We start from the raw sequence: 12,688 nt of genomic DNA, 5'->3' as shown, positions 1-12,688 counted from the left end.
AATGGCAGGAATAGTAGGTCTCCTAGCCTTCGATAAGGTATGGAACGTGTCCAAGTTCCTATACTACTCCATGGTTGGGCTCCAACACAGGGGCTATGCCTCAAGTGGAGTGGTAATGCTAAATCAAGAGATGAGATCAGTGGTGAGGGATGTATCCCCAGAGGACCTAGAGTTTCAGCTGGAAGGATGGGCAGGGATAGGATATACGGGATCAAGGAGGGGTTACCCCATTCATAACGACGAGGTTGCCATCGCAGTGGACGGAGTTCTGAGGGATCCAGAGAGCTTCCTGAAAGCTTTCACGAGGGACAGGGAGAAGGCACTTGAGGAAGCTAAGGGAGTGTTTTCCCTTGTTGCCATGACCAGAGACGGTGAGATTGTGGGATATAGGGATGAAACCGGGGTTAGACCACTGAGCCTGGGAGGTTTCGGGTTCGATATGGGCATAATTGCGTCGGAGCCAGTGGCAATGTCGGTGATAGGGGGCGATTTCAGGCGTGAAATACAGCCTGGTGAGATGGTAACCATTTCTAGCCTCAACGTTAAATCAAGGCAGATCAAGGAACCTAGGAAGGCTTACTGCTCCATTGAATACGTTTACCAAGCGAGAATAGATAGTCAAGTTAACGAGAATAGCGTGTATGAGACAAGGGTGAAAATTGGGGAACAACTGGCAGAGGAAAAACCCATCAAGGCTGACACTGTAATAGGGGTTCCAGACACTGCACTCCCCTTTGCCGTGGGATACTCCAGGAAACTTGGTCTTCAACTAGACCTAGGCTTCACAAGGACTGGTAGCCCCATAAGGACCATGTTGGCCTCGGATAGCTTCCTCAAGATAGTGGGAGTACAACTGAAGCTGAACCCGATCAAGAGCGCTGTCTTTGGGAAGAGAGTCGTCCTCATAGATGACTCCATGGTTACAGGCACTACGCTGAAGAACACCATAATGAGCCTCAGGAGGCTTGGAGCCAAGGAGGTCCACGTTCTCATAGGCAGTCCCAAGCTCATCTCGGCTTGCCCCTACGGTATAGAGGTCCCAGAGGACAAGGAGCTTATAGCCGCAAATCTCTCAGAGGAGGAGATAGCCAAGGTTTTAGGGGCTGACTCGATTCACTGGTTATCCCTTGAGGGGCTATTCAAGGCAATATCTAGATCCACCCTGTGTACTGGGTGCATGACAAAGAAGTATCCGAAGGTGATCTGAATGAAGGTTCTACTTGTAGGAGACGGAGCCAGGGAACACGCGATGGCAGAGGCCCTAGCCAATTCTCCACAGGGGTATAGGGTTTACGCCATATCCTCCTACGTGAACCCAGGGATCAGGGAGGCCGTGAACAGGACTGGTGGAAAGTACGTTCAAGGCAACATAAACTCAAGGGAGGACGTAGCAAAGGCCATTCGTGAGTTCAACCCTGACTTTGGAGTGGTCGGGCCAGAGGATCCACTCTTCCACGGAATAGCTGACGAGTTTAGGAGGAATGGAATACCAGTTGTAGGCCCCAACAGGGCAGGGGCTGAGATAGAGCGGTCCAAGGTGTGGATGAGACAACTCATGTGGAAGTATAAGATAGATGGTAGGTTGAGGTTTAGGAGCTTCACCAGTCTCGAGGAGGCCTCACGGTTCATTGTGGAATACGGTGGATCAGTTGCCGTAAAGCCTGCAGAACAGGTTGGAGGAAAGGGAGTTAAAGTAGTTGCGGATATTCAGGCTTATCTCTCTAACGAGAAGAGGAGGGCATTAAGCAAGAGCGTGGATGAGATAGGCTCCCTCGTTAAGAACGAGGTTAAGATTATTATTGAAGAGAAAGTGGACGGACCAGAGTACACCCTTCACGTTCTCACTGACGGACATACCTTTCTACCGCTCCCGCTGGCACAGGATTACAAACACGCATACCAGGATGGAATAGGCCCTGAGACGGGCGGTATGGGATCCGTGTCAGGTCCAGGGAGACTCCTTCCCTTCATTACTAAGGAAGAATACGAGAAAACGCTCAAGATAGTTCAAGACACGGCAAGGGCCATTCGCGAGGAGACTGGGGAACCCTACAAGGGATTCATCTCTGGGCAGATGATGCTCACAGAGTTATGGGGGCCAACCGTGATAGAGTTCTACTCCAGGATGGGAGATCCGGAGACCTCTGCCATCATACCCAGGATATCCTCAGACTTCGGTTACTTACTACAGTTAACTGCCGAGGAGAAGCTGTCCCAGGCAAGGCTTGAAGTGAGGGAGAACCCCACGGTGGTGAGGGCTATCGTCCCACTAGGCTATCCACTGAGAAGGGAAATGGCCACTGGGAAGGAGATTTCCCTCGACGTTAACTCCATGAGGGAGAAGGGATGTCTAGTGTACTTCGGCTCCGTGTCATATGAAGGTGGGAAACTGATCACGAGGGGATCTAGGGCACTGGAGCTCGTGGCCTTCGGAGAATTTGAGGAGGCCTCCAAGAAGTTGGACATATGCACCAAGATGATTTCAGCCAACACCGAACTGGTGTATAGAACTGACATTGGCAGAACCCTTGTGGAGCAGGCAGAGAAGGCAGAGATCGTGAGATATTCCTACCAGAACAGGATTAGGAGGAACTCCCTGGGCGTATCAGCAGACTGGGCACCAAATGGTGGTTTATGGTGAGTGAGTACAAGGATGCCGGGGTTGACCTAAATAAGTTGAAGGAGATACACAGGGATATAGCTTCCGCGATCTCCTCAACATACAGGAGAACTGTGCTGGGGGCAGGGCACTACTCTGGTGTTGTGGAGATAAACGGGTTGAAACTCGCAATTCACGTGGATGGGGTTGGCACCAAGGTTCTCCTTGCCAAAAGGGCCAGAAAATATCGGAGCGTCGGGATAGATTGCGTTGCCATGAACGTGAACGATCTCATTAGCATAGGTGCTAAGCCAATTGCCCTAGTGGACTACATTGCCATGGACCAGCCATCCGAAGAGGTGATATCAGAGATAGTTCAGGGACTGGTGCAGGGAGCCAAGGAGTCTGACGCTGAGATAGTGGGAGGAGAGACGGCAGCGATGAAGGATGTGGTGAACGGCTTCGATCTGTCCTGTACCGCGCTGGGCGTTGTGGATAAACTGAAGGCTGGGGAAGAGGTTTCTCCCGGGGACGTGATCATTGGGCTGGCCAGCAACGGAGTTCACGCCAATGGCTACTCCTTGGTCAGGAAGCTCCTTGACGAGGGAAAGCTATCGTGGAAGGATTGGGAGGAGGAGCTCCTGAAACCCACCAGGATCTACGTTAAGCCTGTCCTCGAGGTTCTGGAACTCATCAAGGCAGCTGGACACATCACGGGGGGCTCCTTCAGTAAGCTCAGGAGGATAACCAACTACTCACTGGAGTTGACCCTACCAGATCCACCCATGATCTTCAAAGCTATCGAACAAGCTGGTGTTTCGCACGAGGAAATGCACAGGGTCTTCAACATGGGTATTGGCATGGTAGCCTTTGTGGACAGAACCAACGCCGAGGATGTTCTTAGGAAATTAAACCCCTATGTCCCATCAGAGATTATTGGCGAGGTTAAGGACAACGTTGGTCAGATCAAAATTACCACGTATAAGTCCCAGGTTCTTTATTTATAGAATTTTATCAATCCCTTTTAAACTCTGAATGTTAAAGCAGTTTCTAGTGGCTAAGTATGAAGCCAGTTGATATAAAATCTCTCGTAAATTATGTCTCTTTGAAGATACTAGGAGGAGGCGACTATCTACTAAACGCCTTAGAGGAATATCTAGTGAAAGGTGAAGGGCCGGCCATCGTTGCCCACAAGTACAACATCTCAAAGCATCAGCTTAGAGGATACGCTCAACGCATCATTGAGAAGAGCGGTAGTGAGATCAGGGCGAAGAAGGTTATTCCGATCCTCCAGTATCTTGCTGAGGGTATTGAGCCCATTGTGGAAAGAAACGACAATGGGGTCTACACTTGCAAACTCTGCAACACTGTGGTTGCAAGGGAGGACACGGAGGAACACGTCAGGAAGTACCATAAGGACCAACTTTCATTGGCTATCAAGAAAATGATGGAGAGACTAGAGGAATATAAGGCAAAGAGGGAGAAGGCCCTCGTGGTCACCGCCTCATAAAGTTAATGTTTCTCGAGTTTACTCCACGATTTAGGTAGGCAAAGTTTTTATGTAAAGCCTGCTAGTATTACCTTGCCATGGACAAAAAAACTGTAAGTTTCAGGATCAAGTATGAAATCCTAGATGAGATAACTAGACTAATGCCAGAGACCGGTGCTAAAAACATGTCCGAGTTCGTGATCAATGCACTGGTGGAATGCCTCAACGACGAAGAATGCATGAAAAGTTTCGATGAGAAAATGCTGAAACAAGGATTCTCGCAATTCTAATTGAAGGAGTCCTTCAACTTTATCTTTATAAAGAATTACGTTATTTTCATTATCCCCATAGCTTATAACTCAGAGATCTTCGTAAGAGTGAAAATGAAAATAGTCCTAGCCTATTCAGGAGGTTTAGATACAACTGTTGCGATAAAGTGGTTAAGTGAGACCTTTCACGCTGAAGTGATAAGTGTCAGCGTCGATGTGGGACAGAAGGAGGACTTTAAGAAAATTGAGGAAAGAGCGTACAAGGCTGGAAGTGCTAAGCATTACCTAGTGGATGCCAAGAGGGAGTTTGCTGAAAACTTCGCTCTGAAGGACATTAAGATGAACGGTCTTTATGAGGAGGTGTACCCACTTGCCACTGCGCTCGCGAGACCACTCATAGCCGAGAAGGTGGCTGAGGTCGCGAAAAAGGAAGGCACAGAATATGTTGCGCACGGGTCTACATCCAAGGGGAATGACCAGGTTAGGTTTGACCTGGCCCTTAAGACGGCGTTAGATAACGTCAAGATAATAGCCCCAGCCAGGATCTGGAAGATGACAAGGGAGGACGAAATAGCCTACGCCAGAGAAAGGGGGATTCCCATAAAGACCGAGAGCAGTAAGTACAGCATTGATGAAAACCTTTGGGGAAGAAGCATAGAGGGTGACATAATCTCAGATCCCGCGTCAGAGGTTCCAGAGGACGCATTTGAGTGGACTGCTGTGAGGAAGCAGGACAAACTGAAGTTGAGCGTGGAGTTCGAGAAAGGAGTTCCCGTTAGAGTTAACGGCGAGAAGCTTGATCCGGTTAAGCTCATTTCCCTGTTGAACGAGGAGGTAGGATCCAGGGGATTCGGAAGGGTAGAACACCTTGAGAACAGGGTAGTTGGTTTCAAGTCAAGGGAGGTGTATGAGGCACCCGCAGCTCTAGCCCTCATAGCGGCACATAAGGATCTGGAAAAAACTGTCCTCACTCCCTTGGAGCTCAGGTTCAAGAGACACCTTGACTCCTTGTGGTCTGATCTAGTGTACCAGGGACTCTGGTATGAACCGCTGAGGAATACACTTGAGCTCGCAGGAGATGAGATAAACAAGTGGGTCTCCGGAGAGGTTAAGCTAGAGGTGGACCTGAAGAGTCTCAGGGTAGTGGGTAGGACCTCTCCTTACTCGCCATACTCAGAAAAAATATCCTCCTACAACAAGGGATGGTATCCCTCGGATGAGGAGGCCAGAGGGTTCATTGAGATCTGGGGAATGCACTCCCTACTAACAAGGAAGGCGAGGTATGGCTAATGCTATACAGGAAGTGGGGTTCAAAGGAGGACAAGGTAGTTACTTACACTTCCTCATCGAGGGAGGATGTTAGGATACTGGATAAGGTAAAGGAAGTCATGAAGGCACACGTAATAGAGCTTTTCCTTTCAGGTAATCTTTCCAAGGAGGATGCGAGGAAGTTACTCCAAGGTATAAACTCCTTCACCAAGGTGGATCCCTCCTATGAGGACGTACATGAGGCACTCGAGGATCACCTAATTAAGACGGCGGGTGAGGCTGGAGGCTCAATTGGCCTAGGGAGGAGCAGGAACGATCATGTGGCCGCTGCCCTGAGGCTGGAGATCAGGGAAGAACTAATGGACCTTCTGGAACAACTCCTAGACTTCAGGAAGATGATCCTTAAGAGAGCCGAGGAGAACGTCAATACGCCCTTTGTAGTTTACACTCACTTTCAACCTGCTCAGCCAACTACCTTTGGACACTACCTACTTTACGTGGAGGAGGAAGTTGCCTCCAGATGGAGCTCAATCTTCAGAACTCTGGACCTCGTTAATCGGTCTCCCCTTGGGAGCGGGGCTATAGTGGGCACTTCAGTTAAACTCAATAGGGACAGGGAATCCAATCTTCTAGGTTTCAGGGAGGTTCTGGTTAACACGATTTCAGCCACGTCCTCCAGGGCAGACCTGATCTCTGCCGTTATGGAGGTTGTTAATCTTATGCTTGCCCTAAGCAGGGTGGTTGAGGACATGATCCTGTTGTCCTCCAAGTTTGTGGGAATACTGGAATTACCGGACACCCACGTGAGCACGAGCTCGCTTATGCCACAGAAGAGGAACGCAGTAACCATGGAGGTGCTCAGGGCAAGGGTCTCAAGGGTACTGGGTTACTTGACCTCGATTACCTCTACTTACAAATCGCTTCCATCGGGATATAACCTAGATCTTCAGGAGATCAACCCACTCTTCTGGGAGATAATTGACGAGACGAGAACGGGAGTAGAGGTACTTCACGACCTTCTCTCCAAGGTGAAGGTGAACGAATTCAAGATGGATAAGGAGGTACTCTCCACCGATGAGGCAGAGATACTTGCCGAGAAGGGAATGAGGTACAGGGATGCCTACTTCGCCGTGGCCAAGGCGGTGAGGGAGGGCAAGTTCTCCCCCACGATTACGCCTGAACAGTCGATTCATAGAAAAGCGGTCAAGGGAAGTCCTAACCCAGAGAGGGTCAGGGAAGGTATTTCCCTCGCTAGGGAAAGGTTAAATGGCGACGAGAATTTGTTAAGAGAATATAAAAACTGGACTCTCAAAGGAGAAGGGGAATTGAGGTTGATGGAAAATGACATACTGCAAGAGGGGAACTGAAGGGTTAATCTACCTAGAGGACGGAACCCTGTTGAGGGGTTGTGGCTTCGGCGCTAAGGGAGTGAGGTACGGGGAAGTGGTTTTCACTACGGCCATGAACGGGTATCCAGAGTCCATGACCGACCCGTCTTACAGGGGTCAGATACTTATCATAACACATCCCCTCGTGGGAAATTACGGTGTCCCAAACCCCATTGTGAGAAATGGGATTCTCCAGAACTTTGAGTCAGAGCAGATCCAGATCGAGGGGCTCGTGGTTACGGAGGAGACTGATCCCTCAAAGTGGAACTCTTCCAAGAGCCTTCACCAGTGGATGGCTGAACAGGGTATTCCAGGAGTCTCCTCCGTGGACACTAGACTCCTGGTTAAGAAAGTAAGAACCCTGGGCTCCATGATGGGGGTAATTGCCTCCGGGGAACATGTGGAGGATCCTAGGAAATACATAGAGATGAGGTATGACGAGATAGACTTCACTAAGTTTACCTCCCCCAAGTCCCCTATCATCCACCAGAACAACTCCCCAGATATTATTGTGTTAGTGGACTGCGGAATAAAGCACGGCATACTAGAGGAGCTATACAAGACTGGCTTCACCATAGTGAGGGTTCCGTGCAAGTCCAGTGCCGATGAGATCATGAACTATTCTCCAAAGGGCATAGTCTTTGGAAACGGACCTGGAAATCCTAACATCCTGAAGGATCTAGTGAAGAACTTCTCCGCAGTCATGGAGTATAAATTGCCCACCCTTGGAATATGCCTTGGGCATCAAGTGGCAACTCTAGCCTTGGGTGGCAATGTAAGAAAGATGAAGTTTGGGCATAGGGCAATAAATAAGCCCGTGACGGATATCTCAAATAACAAGTGCTACATATCTACACACAATCACGGTTATGGAGTATACAAGGAGGACATTCCGCCTGACACGCAGATCTGGTTCGTGAATCCAGATGACGGGGTAGTCGAGGGGTTAATACACAAGAGACTTCCCCTGATCACAACTCAATTTCACCCGGAAGCTAGGCCGGGACCCAATGATACGACCTGGGTTTTCCAGAAGTTTAAGAAGATGGTGATAAAGGATGAAGGGAATTAAGAAGGTTCTTATTGTTGGTTCAGGACCCATAAAGATAGCCGAGGCTGCAGAATTCGACTACAGCGGATCCCAATCGCTTAAGGCCTACAAGGAGGAGGGTATCGAGACGGTACTGGTTAACTCCAACGTTGCCACAGTTCAGACTAGTTACGGATTGGCAGATAAGCTCTACATGATTCCTGTAACATGGTGGTCCGTAGAGAAGGTCATTGAGCAGGAGAGACCAGATGCCATTGCCATCGGATTTGGAGGACAGACTGCACTAAACGTGGGAGTTGACCTCCACAAGAGGGGAATTCTCCAGAGGTATGGGATTAAGGTACTCGGAACTCCCATCGAGGGTATAGAGAAGGCATTGAGCAGGGAGAAGTTCAGGGAGACAATGATAGACGTTAAGATCCCAGTTCCTCCCAGCTTTTCCGCTAAGAGCTCTGAGGAAGCCCTAGAGAAGGCAGAGGAGATTGGCTACCCCGTAATGGTCAGGGTAAGCTTTAACCTGGGAGGCAGAGGTTCCACGGTGGCCTGGGATAGGGAATCCCTTAGGAAGAGTATAGACAGGGCATTCTCGCAGAGCTACATTGGGGAGGTCCTGGTGGAGAAGTACCTGCACCACTGGAAGGAGTTAGAGTACGAGGTTGTGAGGGACTCTAAGGGGAACTCCGCAGTTATAGCATGCGTGGAAAACCTGGATCCTATGGGGGTTCATACGGGAGAATCCATAGTTATCACCCCATGCCAGACGCTGGATAACAAGGAATTCCAAGAGATGAGGACTTTGTCCATGAAAGTGGCGGAGTCCATTAGCCTAGTGGGTGAGTGTAACGTACAGTTCGCACTGGATCCCAACAGCTACACCTATTACGTTATAGAAACCAACCCTAGGATGTCTAGATCCAGTGCCCTCGCGAGTAAGGCAACAGGTTATCCCCTTGCCTACGTTTCCGCAAAACTTTCCCTAGGCTACACGCTGGAGGAGATCCTGAACAAGGTATCAGGGGCGACGTGCGCCTGTTTCGAGCCCAGCTTAGATTACGTTGTTATGAAAATACCAAGGTGGGACCTGCAGAAGTTTGAGGAAGTAGATACTAGCCTAAGCACGGAGATGAAGAGCGTTGGAGAAATCATGAGCATAGGGAGGTCCTTTGAGGAGGCCCTTCAAAAGGGATTGAGAATGCTAGATATTGGGGAACCAGGGGTGGTTGGAGGAAGATACTACATGTCCACTGCCCCCAAGGAGGATGCACTCAAGAAACTTAGCAAGAGAGTTCCCTACTGGCCAATATGGGCAGCTAAGGCATTCAAGGAGGGAGCGTCAGTTGAGGAGGTGTACAAGGTCACAGGGGTAGACAGGTTCTTCCTAAGGAAGATAGAGAACCTTGTGAAAACTTTTGAAGAGATCAAGGGATCTAAACTCGACCTAGAGAAGCTGAAATACCTTAAGACACTTGGTTTCAGCGACGAGCAGGTTGCTATGGCCACCAACTCCAGCGAAGATGAGGTGTGGAAGGTCAGGTCCTCTAATCGCATCCTTCCCAACATAAAGCTAATTGATACTCTAGCTGGAGAATGGCCAGCCGTCACCAACTACCTTTACCTAACATACGTTGGCTCTGAGGATGATATTGAGCTGAACTCCACTGGGAACAACCTTCTCATAGTGGGGGCAGGAGGTTTCAGAATTGGAGTTTCAGTAGAGTTCGATTGGGGAGTGGTGGAGCTGATGAAGGCTTCTCTGAAGTACTTTGACCAGGTAGCAGTGCTGAACTATAACCCTGAAACAGTTTCCACGGACTGGGACGTGACCAGGAAGCTCTACTTCGACGAGATATCAGCCGAGAGAGTTCTAGACATAATAAACAAGGAGAAATACACTTACGTTGCCACATTCGCGGGTGGACAATTGGGTAATAACATTGCAAAGAAGCTGGAGGAGAGAGGGGTGAAGCTTTTCGGAACCTCTGGATCCTCGGTAGACATGGCAGAGGACAGGGAGAAGTTTTCCAAGCTCCTAGATATGCTAGGAATTAAGCAACCTGAGTGGATCTCAGCTAAGGATCCCCAAGAGATAAGGAAATTTGTGGAACACGTTGGTTTCCCGGTATTGGTCAGGCCGAGTTATGTGCTGAGTGGATCGTCCATGAGCATTGTCTGGACCGAGCAGGAACTCGATGAGGTCATTCAGAGGGCCAGATTATCCACAAAGTATCCTGTAGTAATAAGCAAGTTCTTGGATAACGCGTTTGAGGCTGAAGTTGATGCGGTGAGCGATGGTAAGGGCGTCCTTGGAGTCGTGATGGAACATGTGGAAGAGGCTGGAGTCCACAGCGGTGACAGTACCATGTCCATACCCACAAGGAAAATCACTCCCGTTGTCGAAGATCTCAAGAAGATTTCCCTGACCCTTGCCAGGGAGATTGGAGTTAGAGGTCCATTCAACTTACAATTCGTGATAAAGGACAACGTGCCCTACGTTATAGAGATGAATCTCAGGGCAAGTAGATCAATGCCTTTCTCCAGCAAGGCCAAGGGAGTCAACCTAATGGAGATGGCTGTTAAGGGCATCTTGCAGGGTCTCAACCTGGATGAGTTCATGGAGCCTGAGAGCAAATCATGGGCAGTAAAGTCAGCCCAATTCTCGTGGACTCAACTTAAGGACTCCTATCCATTCCTAGGCCCCGAGATGAGAAGCACGGGAGAGGCTGCGTCCCTTGGTACGAGCTTCTACGATGCGTTGCTCAAGAGTTGGTTATCATGCTCTCCCAACAGACTGTCAAGGCAAGGCAAGGTTGCCCTAGTTTACGGTAAGGGGAATGGAGAGTACTTAATGGAGGCTGGGAAAAACCTAGAAAGGTATGGTCTCGTCGTAAAATCGTTGGATTTCGGTGAGGTACCAGGGTTTGAAACGCTTAAACAGGAGGAGGCACTATCCCTGATTAGAAAGGGACAGGTTGATCTTGTGGTGACTAACGGTTACATGAAAAGCCTAGACTACAGCATCAGGAGAACTGCCGTTGACCTGAACATTCCAATCATCCTCAACGGAAGGTTGGGGAAGGAGGTCTCCCAGGCAATGTTACTCAACGAGATGACCTTTTATGAGATGAGGAGGTATGGAGGTGGAATCTAATGAAGGTAGCCCTGATCGTAGACATAGTTAGGCAAGAGGAAAAGCTTCTAGTTAAGGCGCTCAACGATAAGCAGGTTAGTTATGACGTAATTAACGTGGCTCAAGAGCCATTGCCGTTCAACAGGGCGTTGGGTCGATACGACGTAGCCATAATTAGGGCAGTTAGCATGTATAGGTCACTATACGCCGCTGCCGTTCTGGAGGGAACCGGGGTCCATACGATTAACTCCACAGACGTGATAAGCGTAGCTGGAGACAAGATATTGACATACTCCAAGCTCTTCAGGGCAGGAATACCCGTTCCACAGTCTATTATAGCCATGTCACCGGACTCGGTCATGAAAGCATATGAACAGATTGGATTCCCCCTCATTGACAAACCCCCAATTGGTAGCTGGGGAAGGATGGTCTCCCTCATCAGGGATATCATTGAGGGGAAGACCATAATAGAGCACAGGGAAATGATGGGGAATTCCGCACTGAAGGTTCACATAGTCCAAGAATACATCACAGGGAAAAACAGGGATATAAGATGTATAGTGATGGGGAATGAGCTCCTAGGATGCTACGCCAGGAACATACCCTCTAACGAATGGAGGGCTAACGTGGCCCTTGGAGGAACTCCGACTCCTCTGGAGGTTGACGACGCACTTAAGGAAACAGTGTTGAAAGCGGTTAAGGTAATAAATGGTGAGTTTGTCTCAATTGACGTGTTGGAACATCAGTCTAGGGGATACGTTATTAACGAGCTTAATGACGTTCCTGAGTTCAAGGGGTTCATGCTTGCCACAGGGATAGATGTGCCCAACAGGCTGGTAGATTACATAAAGGAAAAGTTTTCCTAGTCCTGATCCACTTTTCCCACAACTTCCGCAAGGAACACGTCATGTCTAGTATCTTCCAGGATTTTTCTCATGGCATCGACTTTCTGTCTGAGTCCTGGAACCAGGGATTTCGGGTACTCCAGTTTCCAGAGTATGTCGTAGAGGTTCTCCATTTCCTCTAGGATTTCTCTTCCCCTTGCCTTATCTCCCTTTCTAAGGCTCTCCAGCGCTGCCCTCCTCATTTCGCCTAGTGCGTCAGCCAATCCGGTGATGTAGTAGATGTCCGGTATTCCGAGGTCCCTGGGCAAGTTCAAAGGTAGGTTGAAATAGAAGGAGAGCACTACGCTCGCCTCGCTGATCTCCTGAAAGGCAACTCCAACGTCCCCAAACAGGAGTTCGGGGAAGTTCTGTACAATGTTCTTAATCTCCTCCACTCTCTTCCTAGCTTGACCATACTTCTCCAGAGCCTCATCTCTCCTGCCCCTATGACTTAGGGATATGGTCTCTCCAGAGTACCTGATCACCTCCCTAGATATCTGGAGCAGGCGTTCCCTACTCTCGAACCTCGACATCAACTTCTCTTCCACGGAGGAAATATACTCGTTTATTTTGTCGGTTATCATGGTGATCATACACTAGGTCTGAATTAAA

General features: G+C 49.1%; 11 protein-coding genes. 10 read left to right on the top strand and 1 reads right to left on the bottom strand.

Translation table 11 applies throughout. The annotated features are described in order from the left end of the window. Nucleotide 1 precedes the first annotated feature (1 nt). The 10 genes from ACI49J_RS01490 to lysX all read left to right on the top strand — a co-directional run bounded on the left by ACI49J_RS01490 (nucleotide 2) and on the right by lysX (nucleotide 12,058). Complete coding sequence (locus ACI49J_RS01490; RefSeq protein WP_240253840.1) at nucleotides 2-1,207, top strand: amidophosphoribosyltransferase; 1,206 nt, start codon at nucleotides 2-4, stop codon at nucleotides 1,205-1,207. Then, nucleotides 1,208-2,641, top strand: coding sequence for a phosphoribosylamine--glycine ligase (purD, locus tag ACI49J_RS01485; RefSeq protein ID WP_240253838.1), 1,434 nt, complete (start codon nucleotides 1,208-1,210; stop codon nucleotides 2,639-2,641). Continuing rightward, nucleotides 2,635-3,606 (top strand): phosphoribosylformylglycinamidine cyclo-ligase, encoded by a 972-nt coding sequence (gene purM / locus ACI49J_RS01480; RefSeq protein WP_240253837.1) that lies wholly within the window; start codon nucleotides 2,635-2,637, stop codon nucleotides 3,604-3,606. The genes purD and purM overlap by 7 nt, the downstream gene beginning before the upstream one ends. 56 nt (nucleotides 3,607-3,662) lie before the next feature. Beyond that, entirely contained in the window at nucleotides 3,663-4,109 is a 447-nt protein-coding gene (locus ACI49J_RS01475; protein ID WP_012021912.1) for a hypothetical protein, read from the top strand. Nucleotides 4,110-4,186: 77 nt separating this feature from the next. After that, nucleotides 4,187-4,378, top strand: coding sequence for a hypothetical protein (locus ACI49J_RS01470; RefSeq protein ID WP_240253836.1), 192 nt, complete (start codon nucleotides 4,187-4,189; stop codon nucleotides 4,376-4,378). A 93-nt stretch (nucleotides 4,379-4,471) separates the two neighbouring features. After that, on the top strand, nucleotides 4,472-5,647 hold the full coding sequence (locus ACI49J_RS01465) for an argininosuccinate synthase (protein ID WP_318552043.1): 1,176 nt from the start codon (nucleotides 4,472-4,474) through the stop codon (nucleotides 5,645-5,647). Continuing rightward, on the top strand, nucleotides 5,647-6,993 hold the full coding sequence (argH, locus tag ACI49J_RS01460; RefSeq protein ID WP_240253833.1) for an argininosuccinate lyase: 1,347 nt from the start codon (nucleotides 5,647-5,649) through the stop codon (nucleotides 6,991-6,993). The genes ACI49J_RS01465 and argH overlap by 1 nt, the downstream gene beginning before the upstream one ends. Continuing rightward, nucleotides 6,968-8,086, top strand: coding sequence for a glutamine-hydrolyzing carbamoyl-phosphate synthase small subunit (gene carA, locus ACI49J_RS01455; RefSeq protein WP_012021916.1), 1,119 nt, complete (start codon nucleotides 6,968-6,970; stop codon nucleotides 8,084-8,086). Before argH ends, carA begins: the two co-directional genes overlap by 26 nt. Further along, complete coding sequence (gene carB, locus ACI49J_RS01450) at nucleotides 8,073-11,213, top strand: carbamoyl-phosphate synthase (glutamine-hydrolyzing) large subunit (protein ID WP_240253832.1); 3,141 nt, start codon at nucleotides 8,073-8,075, stop codon at nucleotides 11,211-11,213. Before carA ends, carB begins: the two co-directional genes overlap by 14 nt. Continuing rightward, a complete protein-coding gene (lysX, locus tag ACI49J_RS01445; RefSeq protein ID WP_012021918.1) occupies nucleotides 11,213-12,058 on the top strand; it encodes a lysine biosynthesis protein LysX in 846 nt (281 codons plus the stop codon). The genes carB and lysX overlap by 1 nt, the downstream gene beginning before the upstream one ends. On the opposite strand, the gene ACI49J_RS01440 is transcribed toward lysX, so the two are convergent. Further along, nucleotides 12,055-12,660, bottom strand: coding sequence for a haloacid dehalogenase (locus tag ACI49J_RS01440; RefSeq protein WP_240253831.1), 606 nt, complete (start codon nucleotides 12,658-12,660; stop codon nucleotides 12,055-12,057). The two genes, lysX and ACI49J_RS01440, sit on opposite strands and share 4 nt — an antisense overlap. Nucleotides 12,661-12,688: the final 28 nt, after the last annotated feature.

Origin of the sequence: Metallosphaera sp. D4-4 (assembly GCF_046245145.1) — an archaeon.
Classification (GTDB): domain Archaea; phylum Thermoproteota; class Thermoprotei_A; order Sulfolobales; family Sulfolobaceae; genus Metallosphaera; species Metallosphaera sedula.
This window is presented reverse-complemented; position numbering and strand designations above follow the sequence as displayed.

What these genes read in the sequence shown, in the direction of transcription:
- ACI49J_RS01490 (WP_240253840.1), top strand. Translation starts at nt 2, where the DNA reads ATGGCAGGAATAGTAGGTCTCCTAGCCTTCGATAAGGTATGGAACGTG.
- purD (WP_240253838.1), top strand. Translation starts at nt 1,208, where the DNA reads ATGAAGGTTCTACTTGTAGGAGACGGAGCCAGGGAACACGCGATGGCA.
- purM (WP_240253837.1), top strand. Translation starts at nt 2,635, where the DNA reads ATGGTGAGTGAGTACAAGGATGCCGGGGTTGACCTAAATAAGTTGAAG.
- ACI49J_RS01475 (WP_012021912.1), top strand. Translation starts at nt 3,663, where the DNA reads ATGAAGCCAGTTGATATAAAATCTCTCGTAAATTATGTCTCTTTGAAG.
- ACI49J_RS01470 (WP_240253836.1), top strand. Translation starts at nt 4,187, where the DNA reads ATGGACAAAAAAACTGTAAGTTTCAGGATCAAGTATGAAATCCTAGAT.
- ACI49J_RS01465 (WP_318552043.1), top strand. Translation starts at nt 4,472, where the DNA reads ATGAAAATAGTCCTAGCCTATTCAGGAGGTTTAGATACAACTGTTGCG.
- argH (WP_240253833.1), top strand. Translation starts at nt 5,647, where the DNA reads ATGCTATACAGGAAGTGGGGTTCAAAGGAGGACAAGGTAGTTACTTAC.
- carA (WP_012021916.1), top strand. Translation starts at nt 6,968, where the DNA reads ATGACATACTGCAAGAGGGGAACTGAAGGGTTAATCTACCTAGAGGAC.
- carB (WP_240253832.1), top strand. Translation starts at nt 8,073, where the DNA reads ATGAAGGGAATTAAGAAGGTTCTTATTGTTGGTTCAGGACCCATAAAG.
- lysX (WP_012021918.1), top strand. Translation starts at nt 11,213, where the DNA reads ATGAAGGTAGCCCTGATCGTAGACATAGTTAGGCAAGAGGAAAAGCTT.
- ACI49J_RS01440 (WP_240253831.1), bottom strand. Translation starts at nt 12,660, where the DNA reads ATGATAACCGACAAAATAAACGAGTATATTTCCTCCGTGGAAGAGAAG.